This is a genomic window from Zavarzinia sp. (assembly GCF_041650655.1).
GTDB lineage: Bacteria > Pseudomonadota > Alphaproteobacteria > Zavarziniales > Zavarziniaceae > Zavarzinia.
The window spans coordinates 1-24,229 of sequence record NZ_JBAZKR010000011.1 but is presented as its reverse complement, the minus strand read 5'-3'; the positions used below and the strand labels follow the sequence as shown (position 1 = coordinate 24,229).

18 protein-coding genes are annotated in these 24,229 nt (G+C 68.3%); 6 read left to right on the top strand and 12 right to left on the bottom strand.

Translation table 11 applies throughout. From position 1 onward, the window contains the following. Positions 1 to 2 precede the first annotated feature (2 nt). The 4 genes from WC493_RS03945 to WC493_RS03930 all read left to right on the top strand — a co-directional run bounded on the left by WC493_RS03945 (position 3) and on the right by WC493_RS03930 (position 3,676). On the top strand, positions 3 to 713 hold the full coding sequence (locus tag WC493_RS03945; RefSeq protein ID WP_373062813.1) for an ABC transporter ATP-binding protein: 711 nt from the start codon (positions 3 to 5) through the stop codon (positions 711 to 713). Between the two features lies 1 nt (position 714). Next, positions 715 to 1,062 (top strand): DUF6867 family protein, encoded by a 348-nt coding sequence (locus tag WC493_RS03940; RefSeq protein WP_373062735.1) that lies wholly within the window; start codon positions 715 to 717, stop codon positions 1,060 to 1,062. Between the two features lie 90 nt (positions 1,063 to 1,152). Beyond that, positions 1,153 to 2,295, top strand: a complete 1,143-nt coding sequence (locus WC493_RS03935) for a branched-chain amino acid ABC transporter substrate-binding protein (RefSeq protein WP_373062733.1) — start codon at positions 1,153 to 1,155, stop codon at positions 2,293 to 2,295. Positions 2,296 to 2,476: 181 nt separating this feature from the next. After that, entirely contained in the window at positions 2,477 to 3,676 is a 1,200-nt protein-coding gene (locus tag WC493_RS03930; protein WP_373062731.1) for a branched-chain amino acid ABC transporter substrate-binding protein, read from the top strand. Here the strand turns inward: WC493_RS03930 and WC493_RS03925 are convergent. Beyond that, entirely contained in the window at positions 3,663 to 4,745 is a 1,083-nt protein-coding gene (locus tag WC493_RS03925) for a quinone-dependent dihydroorotate dehydrogenase (protein ID WP_373062729.1), read from the bottom strand. The two genes, WC493_RS03930 and WC493_RS03925, sit on opposite strands and share 14 nt — an antisense overlap. 20 nt (positions 4,746 to 4,765) lie before the next feature. On the opposite strand from WC493_RS03925, the gene WC493_RS03920 reads away from it, so the two are divergent. Next, positions 4,766 to 6,556 carry an autotransporter assembly complex family protein gene (locus WC493_RS03920; protein ID WP_373062727.1) on the top strand — a complete coding sequence of 597 codons (1,791 nt, stop codon included), beginning with the start codon at positions 4,766 to 4,768 and terminating at the stop codon, positions 6,554 to 6,556. Further along, positions 6,556 to 10,698 (top strand): translocation/assembly module TamB domain-containing protein, encoded by a 4,143-nt coding sequence (locus WC493_RS03915; RefSeq protein WP_373062725.1) that lies wholly within the window; start codon positions 6,556 to 6,558, stop codon positions 10,696 to 10,698. The genes WC493_RS03920 and WC493_RS03915 overlap by 1 nt, the downstream gene beginning before the upstream one ends. Positions 10,699 to 10,714: 16 nt before the next feature. Here the strand turns inward: WC493_RS03915 and WC493_RS03910 are convergent, their stop codons facing one another. From WC493_RS03910 to WC493_RS03860, 11 genes are all read right to left on the bottom strand, one after another. After that, positions 10,715 to 11,224, bottom strand: a complete 510-nt coding sequence (locus tag WC493_RS03910) for a hypothetical protein (RefSeq protein ID WP_373062723.1) — start codon at positions 11,222 to 11,224, stop codon at positions 10,715 to 10,717. A 65-nt stretch (positions 11,225 to 11,289) separates the two neighbouring features. Beyond that, positions 11,290 to 12,267 carry an alpha-E domain-containing protein gene (locus WC493_RS03905; protein ID WP_373062721.1) on the bottom strand — a complete coding sequence of 326 codons (978 nt, stop codon included), beginning with the start codon at positions 12,265 to 12,267 and terminating at the stop codon, positions 11,290 to 11,292. After that, the gene (locus WC493_RS03900; protein ID WP_373062719.1) at positions 12,260 to 13,699 is read right to left on the bottom strand and encodes a circularly permuted type 2 ATP-grasp protein; all 1,440 of its coding nucleotides are present in this window, start codon (positions 13,697 to 13,699) and stop codon (positions 12,260 to 12,262) included. Before WC493_RS03900 ends, WC493_RS03905 begins: the two co-directional genes overlap by 8 nt. A gap of 77 nt (positions 13,700 to 13,776) precedes the next feature. Next, on the bottom strand, positions 13,777 to 14,673 hold the full coding sequence (locus WC493_RS03895; RefSeq protein WP_373062717.1) for a transglutaminase N-terminal domain-containing protein: 897 nt from the start codon (positions 14,671 to 14,673) through the stop codon (positions 13,777 to 13,779). After that, a complete protein-coding gene (locus WC493_RS03890; protein WP_373062715.1) occupies positions 14,670 to 17,291 on the bottom strand; it encodes a circularly permuted type 2 ATP-grasp protein in 2,622 nt (873 codons plus the stop codon). The genes WC493_RS03895 and WC493_RS03890 overlap by 4 nt, the downstream gene beginning before the upstream one ends. A gap of 102 nt (positions 17,292 to 17,393) precedes the next feature. After that, positions 17,394 to 20,714, bottom strand: coding sequence for a DUF2126 domain-containing protein (locus tag WC493_RS03885; RefSeq protein WP_373062713.1), 3,321 nt, complete (start codon positions 20,712 to 20,714; stop codon positions 17,394 to 17,396). Positions 20,715 to 20,871: 157 nt separating this feature from the next. Next, the gene (locus tag WC493_RS03880) at positions 20,872 to 22,833 is read right to left on the bottom strand and encodes an APC family permease (RefSeq protein ID WP_373062711.1); all 1,962 of its coding nucleotides are present in this window, start codon (positions 22,831 to 22,833) and stop codon (positions 20,872 to 20,874) included. A gap of 134 nt (positions 22,834 to 22,967) precedes the next feature. Next, entirely contained in the window at positions 22,968 to 23,366 is a 399-nt protein-coding gene (locus WC493_RS03875; protein WP_373062709.1) for a type II toxin-antitoxin system HicB family antitoxin, read from the bottom strand. Positions 23,367 to 23,370: 4 nt separating this feature from the next. Continuing rightward, the gene (locus WC493_RS03870) at positions 23,371 to 23,562 is read right to left on the bottom strand and encodes a type II toxin-antitoxin system HicA family toxin (protein ID WP_373062707.1); all 192 of its coding nucleotides are present in this window, start codon (positions 23,560 to 23,562) and stop codon (positions 23,371 to 23,373) included. A 106-nt stretch (positions 23,563 to 23,668) separates the two neighbouring features. Then, positions 23,669 to 23,914, bottom strand: a complete 246-nt coding sequence (locus WC493_RS03865; RefSeq protein WP_373062705.1) for a type II toxin-antitoxin system ParD family antitoxin — start codon at positions 23,912 to 23,914, stop codon at positions 23,669 to 23,671. Positions 23,915 to 23,955: 41 nt separating this feature from the next. After that, a partial coding sequence (locus WC493_RS03860; RefSeq protein ID WP_373062703.1) for a malic enzyme-like NAD(P)-binding protein occupies positions 23,956 to 24,229 on the bottom strand: 274 nt, incomplete at its 5' end.

Sequence of the window (24,229 nt, the reverse complement as noted above, 5' to 3'; positions counted from 1 at the left end):
CCATGCTGAAGATCGAGGGGCTGCGCGCCGCCTATGGCGTGATCGAGGCCCTGAAGGGGGTCGACGTCGAGATCCACCAGGGCGAGATCGTCACCCTGATCGGGGCGAACGGCGCCGGCAAGTCGACCCTGCTGATGTCGATGTGTGGCAAACCGCGGCCGAGCCGGGGCAAGATCACCTTCGAGGGCCGCGACATCACCGGCCTGCCGACCCATCGGATCATGCGCCTCGGCATCGCCCAGAGCCCGGAAGGGCGGCGCATCTTCCCGCGCATGACGGTGCTCGAGAACCTGCGCATGGGCGCCGTGGTGACCGACCCGGCCTATTTCGACGAGGACCTGGACCGTGCCTTCCGCATGTTCCCGCGCCTCAAAGAGCGCCAGAGCCAGCGCGGCGGCACGCTCTCCGGCGGCGAGCAGCAGATGCTGGCGATCGCCCGCGCGCTGATGAGCCGGCCGCGCCTGCTTCTCCTGGACGAGCCCTCGCTCGGCCTCGCCCCCATCATCGTGCGCCAGATCTTCCAGGTCATCCGCGAGATAAACGCAACCCAAGGCGTTACCGTGTTCCTGGTCGAGCAGAACGCCTTCCACGCGCTCAAGCTGGCCCACCGGGGTTACGTGCTGGCGGGCGGCAGGGTGCAGATGAGCGGCACCTCGGCCGAACTGCTCGGCAACGAGGAAGTGCGTGCCGCCTACCTCGAGGGGGGCCACTGAGATGGAAGAGATCTTCGATACCACCCTCGGCCCCTTCATCGGGCTCACGCTCGGGCTCTTCGGCCTGTGCAGCTTCCTGGCCGGCCAGGGCATCGCCGAGGGCTGGCGCCCGGCCTGGGCCGCGGTGCTGGCCGGTTTCGGCGTCGCCCTGTTCGACCGTTTCCTGCATTGGGGCCTGTTCGGCTCCCACCTCTGGTCGCTGCAGGGCTACCTGCTCGACGGGGCGATCCTCTCGGCCTATGCCCTGCTCGGGCATCGGCTGACCCTCGCCGCCAAAATGGTCCGCCAGTACCCCTGGCTCTACGAAGCGGCGGGTCCCCTCACTTGGCGTGCGCGCACGCCGGAATGAGCGGACTTCGTCGTGAACAAGCCGGGCTTGATCATTTCGGCGTGCTACTTAGAGTGAACTAGTCCATCCCAATCGGAAGCGGGGCAAGTCATGAAAAAGCTGATAGCGGCCTTGGTCGCAATCGTCGTTATCGCCGTAGGCGTCTACTTCCTGTTCATCAAGAAGCCGCCGGCACCGCCCGTCGCCGCAGACATCACCATCGCGACCGCTGGCCCGATGACTGGCCAATATGCGGCCTTCGGCGAGCAGATGAAGCGCGGCGCCGAACAGGCTGTCGCCGACATCAACGCCGCCGGTGGCATCAACGGCCGCAAGCTGAAGCTCGAAGTCGGGGACGACGCCTGCGACCCGAAGCAGGCGGTCGCGGTCGCCAACGACCTCGTGAACAAGGGCGTGGTCTTCGTGGCCGGCCACTTCTGCTCGTCGTCGTCGATCCCGGCCTCGGCGGTCTACAACGAGAACAACATCCTGCAGATGTCGCCCGCTTCGACCAACCCGAAGCTGACCGACGAGGCGGCACAGAAGGGTTGGACCAACATCTTCCGCACCTGCGGCCGTGACGACTACCAGGGCGCCACCGCCTCGAAGTACATCGTCGACCACTTCCCGGGCAAGAAGGTCGCCGTCCTGAACGACAAGTCCGCCTATGGCAAGGGCCTGGCCGACGAGACCGCGAAGGGCCTGACCGCCAAGGGCGCCGCGCCGGCGATGGAAGAAGCCTATACCCAGGGCGACAAGGACTTCTCCGCCCTGATCTCCAAAATGAAGGCGGCCGGTATCGAAGTCGTCTATATCGGCGGCTATCATTCGGAAGCCGGCCTGATCATCCGGCAGTCGAAGGAGCAGGGCTTGGCGGCCACCTTCATCTCGGGCGACGCCCAGAACACCGCCGAGCTGTGGTCGATCACCGGCGACGCCGGCGAGGGCTTCCTCTTCACCTTCGCCCCCGACCCGCGCCTGAAGCCCACCGCGGCCCAGGTGGTCGACGCGTTCAAGAAGGCCGGCTACGACCCCGAGGGCTACACCCTCTACACCTATGCCGCGGTCCAGGTCTGGGCCGAGGCAGTGAAGGCCGTCGGCGGCACGGATACCGCCAAGGTCGCCGCCGCGATCCGCGCCGGCTCGTTCCCGACCGTGCTCGGCACCCTCGGCTTCGACGCCAAGGGCGACGTGAAGGATCCGGAATACGTCATGTACGAATGGTCGAAGGGCCAGTACGCCGAAAAGAAGTGATCGCCTGATCACGAATGGGACAAGGCCCGGCGGTCACCCGCCGGGCCTTTTTCTTTGGCCCCAAGGGACAAGGAGGGGGCGACAGATCGGCTCAAATTGCCCGGCGTTCGCCGTTACGGTTGCGTCGAATCGTGCACACCTCTAGCGTCGCCACAAGAGTTGCTCGCGAGGGGGCAGAGTGATGCGCAAGTGGGTGCTGGGATTCGTCGGCGTGATGGCCGTTTGCGCGCTGCTCGCCTGGCTCCTGGTCGTCTACGGCCTGCACCGCGGCGGACAGGCCCCGGTGCCCGTGGCCGCCACGCCGGCAGCGACGGCCGCCCTGCCCGACATCGTCTTCGGCCTGGCTGCCCCCCTGAGCGGGCCGCAGGCCGGCTTCGGCGCCCAGCTCAAGGCCGGGGTCGAATTCGCGGTCGAGGCGATCAATGCCAATGGTGGTATCGAAGGCCGCAAGGTCGTGCTGGTCCAGCGCGATGACGGCTGTGACGCCGACAGGGCGAAGACTGTCGCGGGCGAGCTGGTGGCCGCCAAGGCGGTCGCCGTGATCGGCCATTTCTGCTCGAGCGCCAGCCTCGCGGCGGCTCCGGTCTATGCCGCGGGCGATGTCGTCATGATCACCCCGGCCTCGACCGACCCGCGCCTCACCATGGAAGGGGCGCCGGGCGCTGGCTTCGTCTTCCGCACCGTCTGGCGCGACGATTTCCAGGGCCTGGTCGCGGCCGCCCTGGTGAAGCAGACCCTGGCCTCGAAGAAGATCGGCGTCGTGCGTGACGGCTCGCTCTACGGCCAGCAGTTGACCGACGTCTTCAAGGCGGCCCTGGCCAAGCTCGAACTGGCGGCCCCGGCAGCCGACCTCGAGCTCGGCCCCTCGCTCTCGGCCAAACAGGCGGCGGCCAAGCTGAAATCGGCCGGCGTTGGCGCGGTCTTCGTGGTGGCGACACCGGCAACCGCGGGCGGCCTCGCCAAGGCCCTGCGCGAGGCGGGCGTTACCGCCTCCATCATCGGGCCGGACGCGCTGGCCAGCCCCGACTACGCCAAGGCGGCGGGCAAGGCGGCGGACGGCACCATCGTCACCTTCGCGCGGAACCCGCTCGACTATCCGACCGCGGCCAAGGCGATCGAGAAATTGACCGAGCGGGGTCAGGACCCCTCGGGCTATGTGCTCGACGCCTTCGCGGCGGCACAGATCCTTTCCGCCGCCCTGGGGCCAGTGGTGAAGCCCGATCCCGCGGGCGCGATCGACGGCAAGCGCCTGGCCTCGACCATTCGGGTCAACCGCTTCTCGACCGTGCTCGGCGAACTGGCCTTCGATTCCCGCGGCGACCTGACCAAGCCGGGCGTCGTCTATTACCTGTGGAAGGGCGGCAAGCTCAATCCGATGTGAGGCGGCCGTCGCCGACCGCATCCTGGACCGAGGCGAAACCGTCTTGCGCCAGCAGCGCCGCCAGTTCCTGCTTGATCGCGCCGACCACGGGCGGCCCGCGGAAGACGAGCGCCGTATAGAGCTGCACCAGATTGGCGCCGGCCCGGATCTTGCCGTAGGCATCGGCCCCGTTGAACACGCCGCCGACCCCGACCAGGGTGGGCGCCGGCCCGACCGCGCGGCGGATCGCCGCCAGCAGGGCGGTCGAGGCGACGAAGATCGGCCGGCCGGAGAGACCGCCCCGTTCCGCCTGTGTGGCCGAAGTCAGGCTCGACGGCCGGGCGGCGCTCGTATTGGCGACGACGAGGCCGGCAAAGCCGTGGCGCAGGGTGACCTCGGCGATCGCCAGCGCCTCGGCTTCCGAAAGGTCGGAGGCGAGCTTCACCAGCATCGGCGTGCGCAGCCGGTCGCGCGCGGCGAGCAAGCGGCGCAGCAGGTCGTCCAGGCGCAGCGGATCCTGGAACATTCGCCCGTTCTTGGTATTCGGACAGGAGACGTCGATCGTCAGATAGTCGGCAATGGGGGCGAAACACTGCACCAGACGCACGAAATCCTCGGCCGGCTGATCCGAATCGGTATTGCTGGCCAGATTGACGCCGAGCGGGAAATCGGGCCGCCGGGCCGCGCGCACGCGGGCCGCCACCGCCGCCTCGCCCTCGTTGTTGAAGCCCATGCGGTTGATCGCCGCAAAATCGCCATCGAGGCGAAACAGTCTGGGCCGAGGATTGCCGGACTGCGGCTTGGGCGTGACGCCGCCGACTTCGCCGAAGCCGAAGCCGAGCCAGTGCAGGCGGTGGGCGACCAGGGCGTTCTTGTCGAATCCGGCGGCGACGCCGATCGGATTGGCGAAGGACAGCCCCATGGCCGTGACGTGGAGCGACGGCAGGTCCGGCCCGCCCGCGGGTGGCACCAAGCCGAGGCGAAGCAGGCGGAGCGCCAGGCCGTGGGCGGTTTCCGGGTCGAGATGGCGGAGCGCCGGCCAGGCCATGCGGTACCAGCCGACGGGTGAGGACGAGGAAGGGGCCGTCATGATGGGTGGACGCTAGCGGAATGCGGCGCGGCTTTGAAGTCCGGCCGGGATGGGCGGGACCGATTCTGGCCCTGCTGTGCCTTTTTGCCGCCGCCCGCGGGGCCGCGGCCGCGACCGACTATCGCCTGGACATGAGCGGCCTGCCGGACGAGGCGAAATCCCTGGTCGAGCAGACCAGCGAGTTGGTCACCATGGCCGACCGTCCGCCGCCCGGCGTCACCGCCCTGCGCAACCGGATTCGCGGCGACCTCGACAAGATCCGCCAAGTGCTCGACGCCTTCGGCTATTTCGACGCGACGATCGACGTGACCGCGCCGGAGGATCAGACCCCGGTGCCGGTGACCATCAAGGTGACCGCCGGCAAGCGCTATCGGGTCGGCCAGCTGCGCCTGACCGACCCTGGCGGCGTGCCGCTGGGCCCCGGCCTGTCGCCGCCAGAAGGCCGCATCGCGCTCAAGCCGGGCGAGCCCTATGCCGCGCAGGCGGTGATCGACACGGAATCCGTGATCCTGGCCGAACTCGGCCGCCGCGGCCGGCCCTTCGCCAAGGTCGCCCACCGGGACGTGGTGCTGGACCGGGCGGCGGGCACGGTGAACGCCACCTGGGCGATCGACTACGGCCCCCTCGCCCATTACGGCGAGACCCGTTTCGAGGGGTTGGACCGCCTGAAACCCAAGGCAGCGCGCGAATTGCTGCGCTTCCAGCCGGGCGCCCAAGCGAATGTCGACGAGATCGAGGAGACGCGCCGCGCCTTCGTCGACACCGGCCTGTTCCGCACCGTCGCGGTCACGGTGGAACCGCCCGGGCCGGATGGTGCCGCCCCCGTCCTGGTGAAGCTCGAAGAGGGCAAGCCGCGCACCATCGGCGGCGGGCTTCGCTATTCGACCAGCGACGGGGCCGGTGCCCGCGTCTTCTGGGAACATCGCAACCTGCTGGGCGGACGCGAGTCGCTCCGCATCACAGCCGACGTGGCCGAGACCGGCTACAGCCTGGTCGCCAAGGCGAAGAGGCCGGATTTCGAATGGCGCGGCGTCGACCTCGTGTTCCAGGCCGAGGCCGACAAGCAGTCGCTCGAAGCCTATGACCTCGACCGGGTGCTGGTGGGCGGCGGCCTCGAATGGCGCTATTCGCCGCGCTGGTTCTTTTCCGGCGGCATGACCTTCGAACAGAGCCATATCGACGATTCCGGCGTGGTCGAGGACTATTCCCTGGTCGGCTTCCCCCTGGTAGCGCGACAGGACACCTCGAACGACGTGCTGGACCCGACCCGGGGCCACCGCTTCACCTTCTCCCTGACGCCCTATTACGACGTCGCGGGCACCGCCGGCGCTTTCCTGACCGGCCAGGCCAATGCCGCGGTCTATCTGCCGCTCGACGACCTCGAGGACTATGTGCTGGCGCTCCGTGGTGGGCTCGGCGCTACGTTGGGCGGCGGTACACAGTCGCTGCCGGCAGACAAGCGCTTCTATGCGGGCGGCGGCGATTCGATCCGCGGCTTCGCCTATCAGGTGGCCGGCCCGCTCGGCACGGACGACAAGGCGCTGGGCGGCAAATCGCTGCTGACCGGGGCGGTCGAGCTGCGCTGGCGCATCACCGAGACGATCGGCATCGTGCCCTTCGTCGATTTCGGTTCGGTGTTCGACAGCGCGGTGCCGGATTTCGGCGCCGACCTCTTCATGGGTGCCGGCCTCGGGCTCCGCTACCGCTCGCCGATCGGTCCCTTGCGCCTCGACGTGGCGACCCCGATCGCCGGCAAGCGGGCGAGCGACGACATCGTCCAGGTCTATATTTCGATCGGACAGGCTTTCTGATGCGCCCCGCCCTTTCCCGCACGCTGAAATGGGCCGGCATCGCGGCGGCCACCCCGCTCGCCCTGATCGGCGGGGTGCTGGCCGCGCTCCAGATCCCGGCGATGCAGCAGCGCCTGGCCGACTATGTCTCCGAGACCGTCTCCGGCCCGGATTTCGCCCTGAAGATCGACGGCCTGTCGGGCGGCCTGCCCTTCGGCCCGCGCATCGCCCGGCTGGAACTCGGGGATGGCCAGGGCGCCTGGCTGACGCTCGAAGACGCCGCCGTCGCGGTCGATCCCTGGGCGCTGATCCGCGGCCGCATCCATGTCGAGCGGATCGAGGCGAAACGCCTGGCGGTGGAGCGCCTGCCTGCCGGAAGCCCGGCGCCCGAACCGGCCCCGGCCGAGCCGGCCTCCTTCGCCCTGCCGGAACTGCCGCGCGGCCTGGCGCTCGACCGGCTCTCGGTGCAGGAGATCGAGCTCGGCGCCGCCGTCGCGGGCCGAGCGGCGCAATTCGTACTGAGCGGACACCTCGGCGTCGATGCCGCGGGCGAGGCCAGCCTCGTCCTCTCGCTCGACCCGCTGGCCGGGCAGGCCTCGACCCGCCTCGTGCTCGACGCCCGCCACCGCCCGGCGGACGACCACCTGAACCTGAAGCTCGCCCTGGACGAGCCGCCGGGCGGGCCGATCGCCCATCTGGCGGGGCTCGCGGGCGGGCAGCCGATTCACCTCTCCCTCGCGGGCGAAGGCCCTGTCTCGGCCTTCGCCGCCGATCTCGACGCCGCGGCGGCCGGCGCCGCCCTGAACGGCCGCCTGACCCTCGGCCGGGGCGACGGCGGCGTGCTGACCGCCGCCCTCGCCGCCAAGGCCGACCCCGGTCCCTTCCTGCCGCCGGACCTCGCCCCGCTCGCCACGGACGGCATCGCCTTCGACCTCGCCCTCTCGGTCGCGGGCGAGACCATCACCGTCCAGAAGCTCGATGCCGGGGCCAAGGGGCTGACGCTGGCGGCCCAGGGTGCGCTGGTGGGCGGCAAGGATGCCGCCCTGACCGCCCGGATGACCCTGGACCCGGCCCTCGACCTCGCGCCGCTCGGCCCCGTGCCGCCGGGTTTCCGTCCCGCCAGCGTCGAACTCGCGGCTCGGGCCGATCTCGCCGCCGGCAGCGTCCATGTGGAGCGGATCGCGGTCACGGCGCCCGCCGCCACGGTGACCGGCACGGCCGAGCTGGCCGATGGCTTCGGCCGCCTCGACGCCAGTCTCGATGCCACCCTGCCCGACCTCGCGGCCCTGCCCGGCGCCGGCCTCCAGGGTGCCGGCAATGCCCGGGTGAAGGTGTCCGGCGGGCTGGCCCCCCTGGACCTCGTCTTCGATGTCGCCCTGAACGGCAAGGATGTCGCGGGTGACACGGCCCTGCCCCGCCTGCTGGGACCGAGCCCGGCGCTGACCCTGGCCGGGCGCTATGGCGAGACCGGCTCCCTGGTGCTCGACCGCCTGACCCTGGCGACAGCGGCGGCGACAGCGGAAGCTTCCGGCCGCTACGGCCTGGCGGATGGAACCGTCGAGGCGACGCTCGCGGCCAAGGCAGAGGATCTGGGCCGTCTCGGCGTCGCCGGCCTGGCCGGCAGCCTGGCGGCGCAGGGCAAGGTCTCCGGCACTGTCGCCGTGCCGCTGCTCGACCTCACCCTGGACGGCAGCGGCGTTTCCTTCGGCGGCCAGGGCTTCGGCGACCCCCATGTCGCCCTCAAAGCGGCGCCGGATGCTGCCGGGACCTCGACCGGCCGGCTCGATCTCGCCGTGGGCGGCGCCTATCCGGCGACGCTCGGCGCCTATCTCGCCTTCGATGGCGCGCGGGCCAGCGCTTCCGGCCTCACGGGGAGCGTGCTGGGCGTCAAGCTGGCGGGCGACCTCGCCTATGGCCTGGAGGACGGGCTCGCCACGGGCAAGCTGCATCTCGATGCGGAGAGCCTGGCCGCTCTCTCCACCCTGGCCGGACAGAAGCTCGCCGGACGGCTGACCGCCGATCTCGCCCTGCTGCCCCGGCAGGGCGGCCAGGGCGCTGATCTGAGCGTTTCAGGCCGCGGCATCGCCGCCGCCGGTACCAGCCTTGCCCGGCTCGATGTCAAGGCGACGCTGGACGACCTCCTGGGCGCCGGCCGTGGCAAGGCGGAAATTGGTGCCTCCGGCATGGTCGCGGGCGGCGCCACGCTGGACGATGTGAAAGCCACGGCGACGCTCGCCTCCTTCGCCGATGTCGCCTTCATCCTGCAGGCCCAGGGCAAGCTGCCGGCGGCGGCAAGGATCGAGGCCAAGGGCCGCTACCGGGGCGGCGCGCCATCCGTGGTCACCCTGGCGTCGCTGGACGGCGCGCTCGGCACCACGCCGCTGCACCTCGAGAAGCCGCTCGACGTCCGCCTCGGCCCCGCGGTCGAACTCAAGGGCCTGGCGCTCGGCTTCGGTAAGGCGCGGGTCGCGGCCGACCTCACGCTCGGCCAGGCGCTCGCCGGCAAGGCCAGCGTGAAGGGGTTCGATTTCGCCGATGTCGCCCCGCTGGCGCCCGGCGTCGCCCTGCCCGGCGGCACCGTCGACCTCGACCTCGAGCTGAGGGGCGGGGCCGGGCGGCTGGTCCTGGCCGGGCGCGACCTGGTGCCGCCCAAGGGCACGATCGATGTCGCCGCCGCCGACATTCCCCATGTCGGCCTCGACGCGACGCTCGACTGGAAGGGCCGCAGCGCCACGCTCGACCTCGGCCTGAGCGGCATCCGCGACGCCACCGTGACGGCGCGCGGCACGCTGCCGGTCGATCTCGTCTCCGGCCTGCCCGTGCCGGCGAGCCGGGGCGAGATGGACATCGCCGTCACCGTGGAGGCCGACCTCCGCCGCCTCGCTCCCTTGTTGCCGCTCGGCCAGAACCGGATCGCCGGCAATCTCGACCTCGAAGCCCAGGTGCGCGGGCCGCTGAGCGCCCCCGAACCCTCGGGCAAGCTGACCCTGACCAAGGGCCTCTTCGTCAACGGGCAGAGCGGCTTCGAGCTGCGCGACCTCGCCCTCGCGGTCGCTTTCGCCGGACGCACGGCGACGCTGGAGAGCCTGAGCGGGACCGACGGCAACGGCGGAAGGCTGAGCGGCACCGGCCGGGCGAGCCAGTTGGCGGACGGCGATTTCGCCATCGATGCCGCGATCAAGGCAACGGGTTTCCGCTTCACCCGCCTCGACCTCGCCACCACCTCGGGCGACCTCGATCTCGCGGTCGCCGGCACCGCGACGGCGCCCGAAGTGACGGGCAAGCTCACCATCCGCGAAGGACGGGTCGAGATTTCGGCGACGGTGCCGCCCTCGGTCCCCGTGGTCGAGGTGCGCGACCCGGCCAAGGACCAGGCGCCGCCGGTGCCGGCATCCGCGGGCCTGCCCAAGGTCGGCCATATCGACATGGTGGTGGAAGCGCCCGGCCAGTTCTTCGTGCGCGGCCGCGGCCTCGATTCCGAATGGCGCGGCACGCTGACCCTGAAAGGGCCGATCAACGGGCCGGACATCGCCGGCGGCTTCGAGGTGGTGCGCGGCACCTATACGCTGGCGGGACGGCCGTTCAAAATTTCAGAGGGCTCCCTCACCTTCCCGTCCGGCCTGGCGGCGCCGCCCCAGCTCGCTGTCGTGGCGAGCGCGCCGGCCGACGACGTCGAGGCCAAGGTCTCGATCACCGGGCCGGCCACCGCCCTGAAGATCGCCCTTTCGTCCGATCCGGCGCTGCCCAGCGACGAAGTGCTGAGCCGGGTGCTGTTCGGCCGCTCGGTCGCCAATCTCTCGGCGACCCAGGCGGTGAAACTGGGCCAGACCGCGCTCGAACTCGCGGGCAAGGGCGGTGGCAGCGTGTTGGGTGGGGTGCGCAACGCCCTCGGTCTCGACCGGCTCGACTTCGGCTCGTCGGATTCGACGAGCGAGAACACCGGCAGCACCAAAGGCGGTGCCGCGGGCGCGTTGGCGGGCTCCAGCCTGTCGGCCGGGCGCTATATCGCGGACGGCGTCTATCTCGGCTTCGAGCAGGGACTGACGCCGGATTCGAGCTCGGTCTCGATCGAGGTCGAAATCTATCCCCGCGTCACTGTCGAAGGCACTGTCGGCCAGACCAACGACAGTTCCGTGGGCCTCAACTACAAGTTCGACTATTGAGGGCGCTGCGGCAGGATCAGTGGAACATGCTCTTCCGCCCGTTCGGGGCATAGAGGTCGTAGCACACGCCGAGTGCCTTGGTCGCCTTGCTGGAACCCTTCAGGTTCACCGTCCAGCTGCGCCCGTCGGCCAGACTGACGAACATCCGGCTGCCCGCCTTGAAGGCCTGCCAGAAACCCGAATCGAAGCCCAGGACCGAGGTCATTCCGTGCGGGTCGTCGTAGGTGATGCTGGCGAAATTGTCGTAGCGGCTGTCGATCGAGACCTGCATCCCCGACGTGGTGCCCACGTTCAGTTTCCAGTCGTCCTTCCAGAAGGCGATGATCACGCCCTGGTCGCCGAGCAGGATCGAGAGATACATGCCGTCGTCGAACTTGGTTTCCATGCCGCAATGGCCGAATGAACCGTCGTCCTGCTGATAGGCGTAGGTGGTCCAATAGCCCGAGACATATTCGTCGATCCGCTTGCCCGCGAAGGCCGGCGTCGCGACCATCAGCAAAGCGGCGATGAAAGCGATGAGACGCATCGTCTAACCCCCAGAATGTCATCCCCGTGGAGAGGATAACATTCGAGGGAGGACGAGGCGACCCGTCAGGCGACCTGAGACTGTTCCTGCACCGCCAGGTGGCCGAAGAAGGAACGGCCGAGATCGTCGGTGATGGCGATGAGCTGGAGCTGCACCCAATCCAGGAATTCGTGCAGCCCGCCACCCAGCACCATCTCGATCGAGCGGTTGGCGAGGGTGCCGCGCAGGCCGTCCAGGATCTCCAGCGTGCGGTTGCCGGTGCGCAGGCCATAGCGCTGGCGCAGCCGGATCACGATCTCGTCGATCGCCGCGACGCCGACCGCGAGCGAGCGCGGGAAGGCGTTGTTGAAGATCAGGAAGCCGGCGACCGAAGCCGGACTCATGCCACGGGGCTGGACCCGGCGAAAGGCGTGATAGCCGGCGGCCGAGCGCAGCAGGGCGTTCCACTGCGAGACGTCGAGGGGCGAACCCACCTCGGCCGCGGTCGGCAGCAGCATGTGATACTTGATGTCCAGCAAGCGGGTGGTCTGGTCCGCCCGTTCGATCAGCTTGCCGAGCTGGTAGAAATACCAGCCCTCGTCGCGGTAGAGCGTGCCTTCCAGGATGCCCGTATGGGTCTGGCAGGCTTCCTTGATCTTGGAACAGAGGCGCGACAGGTCGGCCCTCCCGGCGTCCGCCGGGGTCAGGCTGCGCACCCAGCTGTAATACATGTTGAGCTGGGTCCAGAGCTCGGTCGAGATCAGCGGGCGCAGCGTGCGGGCATTCTCGCGCGCGGCCTTGACGCTGGCGTGGATCGAGCTGTGGTTTTCCGGATCCAGCATGTAATAGTGGATCACGTTGTTGGCGGTCGCCGCCTGATGCTTCTTGAAGAAGGCCTCGGCGTCGGCGTGCAGATGCACGATCGACAGCCAGTTCTGCGAGCCGCGGGCGTCGCGGCTGAAAGTCTCGTTGACGTCGAGAATACGCGCCAAGTTCTCCGCCCGCTCCATATAGCGGGCGAGCCAGAACATGTCTTCGGCGAAACGGGCGAGAAGTCTAGCCAAGCACCCACGTGTCTTTCGACCCGCCTCCCTGGGAGGAGTTGACGACGAGCGAGCCGCGCCGCAGCGCGACCCGGGTGAGACCGCCGGGCAGAACCCAGGTGGATTTGCCGGTGATGGCGAAGGGCCGAAGGTCGACGTGGCGCGGCTCGACCTCGCCTTCGACCAGGGTCGGGCAGACCGACAGCTTGATGGTCGGCTGGCTGATGTAATTGTTCGGGTCCTTCAGCAGGTTGGCCCGGCAGACTTCCAGCTCTTCCTTGCTGGCCTTGGGACCGACCGTGATGCCGTAGCCGCCGGATTCGGCGACCGGCTTCACCACCAGTTCGGCCAGATGGTCGAGCGTATAGGCGAGCGCATCAGGCTCCCGGCAGATGTGGGTCAGCACATTGTCCAGGATCGGCTCTTCCGACATGTAGTATTTGATCAGCCGCGGCATATAGGCATAGACCGCCTTGTCGTCGGCGACGCCGGTGCCGACCGAATTGGCCAGCGCCACATTGCCGGCCCTGACCGCGCGCATCAGCCCGGGCACGCCCAGGGTCGATTCCGGGCGGAACACTTCGGGATCCAGGAAATCGTCGTTGAGCCGGCGATAGATCGTGTGCACCCGTTCGAGGCCGCCCGTCGTCTTCATGTAGACGCGGTCGTTCTCCACGACGAGGTCGCGGCCCTCGACCAGGGGCACGCCCATCTCGCGGGCCAGGAAGATGTGCTCGAAATAGGCGGAATTATAGGTGCCGGGCGAGAGCAGCACGACCTGCGGGTCGGCCACGTCGGCGGGGGCGATCTCGACCATCGCCTCCTGCAGCTTCGGCCCGTAATTGTCGACCGGGCGGATCGAGATGTCCGTCGTCAGGTCCGGGAAGGCCCGCAGCATCATGTTGCGGTTCTCGAGCACATAGGAGACGCCCGACGGCGTCCGCGCATTGTCCTCGAGCACCATGAACTTGCCGGCCTCGTTGCGCACCACGTCGATGCCGCAGATATTGGCATAGGCGCCGTGGGCGACCTTGAGGCCGATCATGGCCGGCTGGTAGTTGCTGTTGCCCAGCACCAATTCGGCCGGGATGATGCCGTCCTTGAGCGCGTGCTGGGGCCCATAGACATCGGCCAGGAACAGGTTGATCGCGGTAACCCGCTGGATCACGCCCGCTTCGAGATGGGCCCAGTCGTCGCGGGTCAGCACGCGGGGGATCACATCGAACGGCAGGATGCGGTCGATCGCGTCCTTTTCCGAATAGACGGTGAAGGTGATGCCCAGATTGTAGAGTTCGCGTTCCGCATCCTCGGCCCGGCGTTGCAGGGCTTCGAGGTCCAGGGTGGCCAGTCGCTCGCGGATGGCCGCCGTATATTCGAGGGGCGGGGTGCCGGACTGCCCCATGATCTCGCAGTAGAATTCGCCGTGATCGTATCGGGACAGAACGCCGCTCATTCGAGCCCTCGCAGCAACCTGGATTCGAGCCTAGCAAACTATTCTGACGCGCCGCATCAAAAATCGGCAGATCGGAATTAGACCTTCTTCTCTGCCCAATTCTTGAGCGGGACCACATCGACGCCGACCTGTAGCCGGTGCGGACCACCACCGACGATGATGCCCCGCAAGGGTGCCACATCATCGTAGTCGCGGCCATGGGCGACTGTAATGTGATCGAGCGAAGGCACGCAATCATTGGTCGGGTCGAGTTCGAGCCAGCGATCGGGACCGATCCAGACGGCGACCCACGCGTGCGACTGGTCGGCGCCGACGAGGCGCGGCCGGCCCGGCGGCGGCGTCGTGCGCAGATAGCCCGAGACATAGCGTGCCGGCAGGCCGATCGAGCGCAGGCAGGCGATCATCAGATGGGCGAAATCCTGACAGACGCCGCGTTTGACCCGAAGCACCTCGCGCGGCGGCGTGGTCACCGTGGTGGCCTGGGGATCGAAGGCGAATTCGCCGTTGATACGGGCGTTGAAGGCGAGCAGCGCCTCGACCACCGGGCGGCCGGGCGAGAAATCCGGCGCCGCATAGGCGGCGAAGGCGTCGTCGACCTCGATCAGGGTCGAATCCTGGCGGAAGGCATAGGCCTCGACCGTGTCCGGCCCGCCCTCGTCCAGCCTGGCACGCAACGCGTCCCAGGCGGGATAGGCCGCGGCCTCGGGCACTTCGAAGGGTTCCAGTTCGATCTCGATCAGCGATTCGACGATCAGGCGGTGGTGCGGCTCCTGCACGGCGAATTGGACGATCGGATTGTCGAAACCGTCGATCCGCTCGTTCCAGGTGGTCGGCTCCGGATCGACCCGGAGTTCGTGGCGCAGGAGCTTCTGGCGATCGCTGTCGCGCGGCCGCAGATGGGCCAGGTGATGGGCGAGCGTGACCGGCTCGCCATAGTCGTAGACCGTGTTGTGGCGGGCCTGATAGCGGATCATGGCGCGCTCACGATGCGGATCGGGCCACCCGGGCGGACCGCCAGGGCGTGGCTGAAATAGGTTTGCGAGATGATGTCGGAGAGCTCGGGCAGGGTCACGCTGACCGCGTCGAGCAGGGCTTCGAGCTCGGTGTTGCGACCGCTGGCGCTGGTCCCGGCGAGGCGGAGAATCTCGGCCGCGCGGAGTTCCGAGAGGGCGGTCTGGGCGAGCAGGCGGGCCGAGCCCTGGGCGCCCTGGCCCCGCTCGCGCGGCAGGTTGTCGACATGGTCGGTCAAGGCGAACATCTGGCGGGCGAGCGAACGGGGATTGGCTTCGTCGAGCAGCAGGAGGTCGAGCACGGGGGCGAATTGCGCCCCGGTGAAATAGCGCGCGCGATAGGTCATGAAGCTGTCGGCGATTTCGAGCGCCAGGTCGAGGGCCCGGTTCTCGCCCGATTCGCCGCCCATCACCAGCTCGCGGGTCAGGGCGACGGCGTTCAGGGCGCGTTCGATGCGGCGGCCGAGGTCCATGAAGCGCCAGGCCTGGCCGCGCGTCATATTCTCCATGCCGAGACCCGAGAGCGCCGCCATCGAGGCGACGATCGCATCGAGCGAGGCGAGCAGGCCGACATAGTCGCCCGGCACCGCCTTGCGCACCTGTTCGATCTGGCCGTGCATCTGCAGCAGCACGCGGGTCATGTCGACCGACAGGCGGTCGCGCACCATGCCGGTGTTGATGTTGAGCCGGCGCACCGCCGAGGCGAAGCCGGTGGCCCGGCCGTCGTCGCCCAGCACGGCGAGCAGGCGGGCGTCGAATTTGGCCCGGTCGGCGACCGCGAGTTCGGCCAGTTCCGGCGTGATCTCGCCGATCATGGCGAGGAAGACGGCACCCGGACCGATGTCCACCTGGGCGCCCGGACCGGCGCCATCCGACAGGCGCTGGACCATGGCGCGCAGCGCGCGGATACCGAATTCGGCCCGCTCGGCATAGCGGCCGACCCAATAGAGGTCGTCGGCCACGCGGCTCGGCAGATTGTTGCCCTGGCGACGCACTTCGACCGCGGTATCCGGCGGCCGCAGGAGGCTGAACTGCTCGACCGGGCTCGACGACAGCACCCAGGCGTCCTTGGAGAGGCCGCCCTGTTGCAGGCGGACGAGCGGACGGTCCGCTTTGGGCGCGATGCGGACGAGGCCGCCCGGCATGACCGAGAAACCCTTCTCGGTCGCGGTCAGGAAGGCGCGCAGCACGACGGGGCGGGGCTTCAGCCCCTCGTCGGTGAAACAGGGTGCGGTCGACAGGCGGATCGGCGCCTGGCCGACCCCGTCATAGGGGTGATTGCGCAGGTGGCGTGCCCAGCCCGCGGCATTTTCGGGCGCATTGACGCCGACTCTGGGAAAGGCCGGGCGCAGCGCATAGGGGTTCGCCGCCGCGGTCAACCGGGCGCGGCCCTGGGGCTCGCCGGCCCAGACCGTCTCGAGATTGGCCAGGGCGAGGTCCTCGCCCAGCAGGCGCCGCGCGAGGTCGGGCAGGAAGGGCACCAGGGCCGGCGTCTCGGCGACGCCGGAGCCGAGCGCATTGGCGACCACGACATTGCCCGCCAGCACCGCCTGCACCAGGCCGGCGACGCCGAGAGAGGAATCGCCCCTGAGTTCCAGGGGATCGCAGAAGTCGTCGTCGACCCGGCGCAGGATGATGTCGACCGGTTCGAGCCCGCCCAGCGTCTTCAGGAAGACGCGGTCGCCGCGCACGGTCAGGTCCGCCCCTTCGACCAGCGTATAGCCGAGGTAACGGGCGAGATAGGCGTGCTCGAAATAGGTTTCGTTGAAGGGCCCCGGGGTCAGCAGGACGATGCGCGGATAGCGCGTCCAGGGGGCGAGGTTGCGCAGCGTCTGGCGCAGGCGGTCGAACCAGGCGGCGAGACGCTTCACTTCCATCGCGCGGTAGGCTTCGGACAGTGCCCGCGAAGTGACGATGCGGTTTTCCAGGGCGTAGCCGGCACCGGCCGGGGTCCGGGTGCGGTCGCCCGCGACCAGCCAGCGGCCGTCGGGACCACGCACCAGATCGACCGCATAGACGTGCAGCCACATGTCGGCCGGCGCCCGGAAGCCTTCCAGCGGGCGCAGGTAATCCGGGCTGGTCTGGATCACCGCGGGGTGGATCCAGCCTTCCTTCAGGGAGCGCTGGGCGCCGTAGAGATCGGTCAGCAGGGCGTTCATCAGGCGCCCGCGTTGGATCAGCCCTTCCTCGATACCCGCCCATTCCTCTTCCGAGATGACGAGCGGGATGAGATCGAGTTCGATCGCGCGTGCCGCGTTGCGCGGGTCGCCATAGACGTTGTAGGTGACGCCGTTGTCGTGCAGGAGCTGGCGGGCACGGGCAGTGCGTTCGGCGAATTCGCCGGGCGGCAGGTCGCCCAGGGCGCGCACGAAATCGGCCCAATGGGGACGCAGCTTGCCGTCGGCGTCGAGGCATTCATCGAAATTCCCCGGCACCGGCGTATAGGCGTGCGCCGTCGTCCGCCCCTCCACCGCGGAACCGCCGGGCAGAGGCAGGGGGATCTGTTCGCCCACGTCGGGGGCTTGGGGGTCGATCGCCAGAGTCACGCGGGCCATCGTATCAGGCAGGTCGGGGGCCGCCATGGAATTTCGCGATCATATTGCCAGGAATAGGGTCCATACAATCCGGCCCCCATGCAGTCAATTCGCTGGGCGGAGCGGCATCGGCCGCCCCGCCCGCGGGTGTCACTGACGCCTGAGGTCGAGGGTGAGTGGGAATTCCTTCGTCACTTCGGCCGGTCCCAGGATCATCGGCCCCGGGGTATGGCCGAAGCTGAAGAAGCGGGCCAGACGGCGCCCCTCGGCTTCATAGGCGTTGACCGGGGCGGTCACATAGTTGCGCCCGCCCGGATGCGAGACGTGATAGGTGCAACCGCCGATCGAGCGGTTCGACCATTCGTCGACGATGTCGAACACCAGCGGCCCATGGGGCGGGATGGTCGGATGCAGGGCGGAGGCGGGCTGCCAGGCGCGGAAGCGCACGGCGGCGACATATTCGCCCTCCCGCCCGGTCGAGGTCAGCGGCACGCGAATGCCGTTCACGGCGACCGCGTGACGGCCGTCGGTCATGCCGTTCACCTTGACCTGGATACGCTCGACCGAACTGTCGACGAAGCGCACCGTACCGCCGGCGAAACCTTCCTCGCCCAGCACATGCCAGGGTTCCATCGCCTGGCGCAATTCGAGCGTCAGGCCGCGCTGGTGGATCGTGCCGTAATGCGGGAAGCGGAACTCGAAATGGGGATCGAGCCATTCGCGCTCGAAGGTGATGCCCCATTGCTGGAGATCCGCCACCACGTCGTCGAGGTCTTCGGCGACGAAATGGGGCAGCAGGAAGCGGTCGTGCAGTTCGGTGCCCCAGCGGACCAGGCGGGCCGGATAGGGATTGTCCCAGAAATGCGCGATCAGGGCACGCAGGATGAGCTGCTGCACGCAGGACATGCGGGCGTGCGGCGGCATCTCGAAGGCGCGGAGTTCGAGGAGGCCCAGACGGCCGGAGGAGGAATCCGGCGAATAGAGCTTGTCGATGCAGAATTCGGAACGGTGCGTGTTACCCGTGACGTCGGCCAGCAGGTGACGGAACAGGCGGTCGACCAGCCAGGACGGGACATTGGTATGGTCCGGCACCTGGCGGAAGGCGATCTCGAGTTCATAGAGCGAGTCGTGCCGCGCCTCGTCGATGCGGGGCGCCTGGCTGGTCGGCCCGATGAACATGCCCGAGAACAGATAGGACAGGCTCGGGTGGTTCTGCCAATAGCAGAGCAGGCTGCGCAGCAGGTGCGGCCGGCGCAGGAAGGGGCTGTCCTCCGGCCGGGCGCCGCCGACCACGATGTGGTTGCCGCCGCCGGTGCCGACATGGCGCCCGTCGATCATGAATTTCTCGGAGGCGAGGCGGGTCAGCCGCGCATCCTCGTAAAGCGTCGTGGTGATTTCGACCAGTTCGTCCCAGTTCCGGGCCGGCTGGATGTTGACCTCGATCACGCCCGGGTCGGGCGTCACCATGATGTTCTTCAGGCGCCAGTCCTTGGGCGGGCCGTAACCTTCCAGGATCACCGGCATGTCGAGCTGGATCGCGGTCTCCTCGATCTTGGCGATCAGGTCGACCCAGGCTTCGAGATAGGACTGCGGCGGCAGGAAGATATAGAGCTTGCCGTTCCTGACCTCGACCGAGACCGCGGTCCGGATGACGCCCGGCATCGAATAACCGACCATGTTACCCGGCAGGTCGCCCGGCGGGCGGCTCGCCTCGGGCGGCGGCAGGGGTCTCACCGGCAGGCGGCCGGGCACCTGGGCGATCGGCGCGGTGGCCCCGGTCGGCAGCGGCGGGCGCGGCGCGAAGGGATCCTCCTCGAAGTGGTAGGGGTAATCCTCCTTGCGCACCCAGGGCAGGCTGTTCAGCGGCAGGCGGTAGCCGACCGGCGAATCGCCCGGGGTCAGGAAGACGCGCTTCGAGCGGAACTTCCAGGGTTTCGCCTGCCACAGCGGGCCTTCCACCGTCATCCAGCATTCGAGCGGCAGGACGAAGCCGGTCGGCGTTTCGAGGCCCTGGTCGAAGACGCGGCTCATGCGCTCGCGCTCTTCCTTGTCCTCGATCTTGTTCTCCAGCGGATCGACATTGACCGGCAGGCGGCGTTCGCGCCACATCCAGTACCAGGGGTCCTCGAAGGCGGCGAGCGTATTGTCCGGCGAGACCTTGAGGTTCTCGGCCAGCGCGATCAGGAAATTCTCGCCCTGTTCGAGGCTGAAACCGTAGTTCGCATTCTCGTCGCCCAGATATTTCGGGTTCTGCCACAGCGGCTCGCCGTCGGTCCGCCAGTAGCAGCCGAGCGCCCAGCGCGGCAGGCTCTCGCCCGGGTACCACTTGCCCTGGCCGTAGTGCAGCACGCCGCCCGGGGCGTAACGGTCCTTCAGCCTGTGCACCAGGGTGCCGGCGAGACCACGCTTGGTCGGGCCGAGCGCTTCGGTATTCCATTCGCCGCCGTCGAAATCGTCGATCGAGACGAAGGTCGGCTCGCCGCCCATGGTCAGGCGGACGTCGCCCGCAACCAGCTTCTGCTCGACCTCGCGGCCGGAGGCGACGATGGTCTCCCACTGTTCCTCGGTATAGGGCTTGGTGACGCGGGCGGCCTCGACGATGCGGGTGATCTTCATCGAGAAGTCGAATTCGACCCCGGCCTCGTCGACCACACCGCTGATCGGCGCCGCACTGCCCGGTTCCGGCGAACAGGCGAGCGGCAGGTGCCCCTCGCCCGCGAACAGGCCGGAGGTGGGGTCGAGGCCGACCCAGCCGGCGCCCGGCAGATAGACTTCGGTCCAGGCATGGAGATCGGTGAAATCGACTTCCGTGCCCGAGGGACCGTCGAGCGATTTGACGTCCGGCGCCAGCTGGATCAGGTAGCCCGAGACGAAGCGCGCCGCGAGCTTCAGGTGGCGCAGCAGGTGGACGAGCAGCCAGGCCGAATCCCGGCACGAACCGCGGCGGAGCGTCAGCGTCTCTTCCGGCGTCTGCACGCCCGGTTCCATGCGGATCACATAGGAGACGTGCTTGTGGACCAGGCGGTTGAGGTCGACCAGGAAATCGACCGTGCCGCGCTCGCGCCGGTCGACCTTGGCCAGCAGGGCGGCCAGTTCCGGCCCCGGCGGCGAGACTTCGAGATAGGGCTTCAGCTCGTGGGCGAGCTTCGGGTCATAAAGGAAGGGAGCGCGCTCCGCGACGCTCTCCAGGAAGAAGTCGAAGGGGTTGATGATCGCCATTTCGGCGATCAGATCGACTTCGACCGCGAATTCCCGGGCCTTCTCGGGGAAGACCACGCGGGCGAGGTAATTGGACTGGGGATCCTGCTGCCAGTTCAGGAAATGCACTTCCGGCGTGATGCGCAGGGAATAGCCGGTCACCGGCGTCCGGCAATGCGGCGCCGGGCGCAGACGGATGGTCTGCGGCCCCAGGTTGACCAGCCGATCGTAGTGGTAACTCGTCTTGTGATTGAGGGCCACCCTGATGGTCATGCTCGCTCCGAAAACGCGGTGGCAGAAGCCCCGACGCAAAAGGACAAAGGGGAAGGGAGATTGTTGTTCTGGTTGCCCCGATTGAACCCGATGTTGCGGGCGCCGTCGAGGGGTGAACGCATTTTGGGCAGCCGCGCCCGGAGGCCCCGGCCGCTGCTCATACTTTCATCGGCAGGATCACCATGGGGATCCCCTTGAGGTGCAGGCGGCGCTGCACGGCCAGCGCCGTCTGGTTGTGCAGCATGCGGCTCAGCAGGTTGTCGTTGCCGAAAATCAGCTTCGAGGCGAAGAAGACCGCGTTCGGATAATCCTCCACCAGTTTTTCGGCCAGTTTGGCGAGCTGATAGACGGTATCGGTGCCATAGGTCGCGAAACTGGCGGCGGGCAGGCCGCGGCGCTGGCAATAGCGCACGAAATTGCCGAGCGAGGCTTCGACATCCCCGGTCAAGCGGGCCAGTTCCTCGTTGCCGCGGAAGGATTCCGAATCGACCTCGCCGACCGAGAGGAAGAGGTAATTCTTGAAGTGTCCCGGGAACATGCGCCGCACCGCGAGCAGCGTGTGCATGCCGGCGCCGAAGCTGCGCCCGACCATGAAGACGGCGGTGGGCAGCTTGGGATCGAGCGCCAATTCGGCCTCGTCTGCGGTCGAGCGGGTGGTGGTGGCGAAGAGAGCGTCGATCTTGGCGATTTCCTTGGCCGTCTGGTCGTAGTGGCGGCGGATCACGAGGCCGAGGGCGATCACCAGGCTGGTGATGATCACGGTGAGCCAGCCGCCCTCGAAGAATTTCTCGGTCAGGGTGACGATCAGGATCGAGCCCGCGACGAAGAGCGCGAACAGGGCCTGGAACAGGCTCCAGCCGCTCGCCTCCGGGGTGCCGCGCTGGCGCCACCAATGGCGCGTCAGCCCGGCGAGGCAGAGGGTGAAGGTGAGAAAGACGTTGATCGAATAGAGCACCACGAGGAGCGAGACCTGCCCCTTGGTGATCAGCAGGAGCGCCAGCGCCGCCGCCCCCATCAGCACGATGCCGTTCTGGGTGACCAGGCGGATCGAGAGATAGGCGAAGGCATGGGGCACCCAGCGGTCGGCCGCCATATTGGCGAGCACGGCGGGACCACCCAGGAAGCCCGTATTGGCCGCGACGAAGAGGAGGCCGGCGGCCAGCACCATGACGACGAGCAGAATCAAGCTCTGCGCCATCGAGCCGTCGCCGAAGAGGTGGCCCAGGATGGCGTCGAAGGTGGTGGCGTTCAACGTCTCGCCCGGGACATGGCCGACGTCCCAGAGCAGATAGAGCATGATGAGCCCGCCCGCGGTGACGGCCAGCGAGGTGGCCATCAGGGCCATGGTCCATTGCCCGGTGCGGACGCGGGGCTCGCGCAATATATGGACGTTGTTGGAGACCGCCTCGATCCCGGTATAGGTGCCGGCGCCCAGCGAATAGGCCTTCAGCATCATGGAGGCGACGGCGATCCAGCCGATTTCGCCGGTCAGCGACCCGGTCTCGTGCAGGGTCGCGGGCACCAAGTCGGGCAACCGCTCGGCATGGGCGACAATGCCGGCCAGGATGAGCAGCAGATGGGTCGCCACGAAGCCGAGGAAGATCGGCACCAGGATCGCCAGCGGCTCCTTCATGCCGCGGAGGTTCAGCGCCATCAAGACCATGATGACGACGACTTCGAGCGGCAGCTTGGCGGCCTGATAATCCGGCGGCAGCAGGCTGAACAGGGCGTCGACCCCGCTGGCGACCGAGATCGCGATGGTCAGCACATAGTCGACCATGAGGGCCGAGCCGGAGACCAGCCCGGCATGGGGCCCGAGCAGCGTGGTCGCCACCTTGTAGCCGCCCCCGCCCGAGGGAAAGAGCCGGATCACCTGGTTGTAGGCGAGCGAGATGACGAAGACGGTGAGCGCCGTCATCAAGGCGATATAGAGGGCGAGATGGGTGTGCTGGCCGAGTGCCAGGAAGGCTTCTTCAGGCCCGTAGTTGGCGGACGACAACCCGTCCGCCCCGAGCCCGACCCAGGCGAGAAAGGCCGCCAGCGCCATATGCTGACGGGTTTCGCGGGCCAGCGGGTCCTTGGGTGCGCCGACGATGGCCCGATAGAACCGCCTGATCAATTCGCGCTCACCCCAAGCAACCCCTGACGGCAGTTTACACGGGCACGCCGTCGGTGGAAGGGGCGATGGGCTCGGGCGGCTGACGGGGCACGCCCCCTCAACCCGGCAGGAAGGAAGCCGCGGCAAGAAGCCGGTCAGGCCGCCCGCTCGATATCCTTGCGCGCAGCGGCGGCCAAGAAGCCCGAACGGGTATAGCCATGCGCTTCGGCATGGCGGTCGATTTCAGCCAGCAGGTCTTCGGGCAGGGTGATGTTCACCCGCACCGTGCGCGACGCCTTCTGTGGAAGCTGGACCATGAAGGCGACCGCATCGCGGTTCTCGCGCTCGGCCATGACGGCGGCCAGCGTGCTCGGCTCCGGCAAGGCCTCGCCGTCCTCGATCATGCCCTCGACATGGAGCGCCAGGGCTTCCTGCGCCTCGGCGCGCGCCTCGTCCAGGCTGCTGCCGGCAGTGACGCAGCCCGGAAAGTCCGGGAACGAGACGCCGAAGTCACTCTCCGCCTCCTTGTGGATCAGGGCGATATAGGGGCCCATGGGCTCACTCCTGAAACTTCATGCCCGCCTGCCGCTCGATACTGGCGAGGGTGCCGCGCGGCAGGTCGCGCTTGGGATGGGGCACTGTCACCCGCCCGGGACGAGACGGGTGCTTGAATTGGGCGTGGCTGCCCTTGCGGGCCACTTCCCGCCACCCCGCGGCCTCCAGCCGGCGGATGACCTCGCGGCTATCCATGTGTATTAGTATACATCGTCGCGACATGATCGCAAGCCGTGCCGGCGCACCGCCCAACGACTACCGATCGCTCACCTTCAGTCTGAAAGCCCAGTCTTGCCACCCGTCACCGGACGGCGTGTTTCTCCCGCATCCGGTGCTTGAAGGCGGTGGCGTCGAAGGGCTGTGCTTCACCGCTCTCCAGGCCATCTGTGATGGCGGTCTGCAAGACCGCGATCGCCGCCGTCCGTTCCTGATCCTTGCGGATCAGATCGCGAATATAGCGGCTCGCATCGCCGCCGAAGCCGGCTTCGGCTCGGCGCTCGCCCCAGTCCTTCATGGCGTCGGGTCGCGAAACCGTGATCGTCGCCATGACGGAACTCTCTCCTAAGCGGTCCGCCGGACCACCCAGGCTCAGAGCAGCTTCTTGTAGCTGGGCCGCCACATGCGGGAGCGGATGTAGAGTTCCAGGTCTTCGGGTTCGGGCACCCGGGCCTGGCCTTCCTTGAAGATCTCGGCCGCGACCTTGACCGCGACCTGGACCGAGGCTTCGAGGATGCCGGAGAGCGGGGGATAGATCAGGCCGGCGTCGAGGTCGGCCTGGGTCACCTGGTCGGCGACGGCGCGGGCCGCGGTGATGAACATGCCGTCGGTCACCCGGTTCGCCTCGGTGGCATAGACCGCGAGA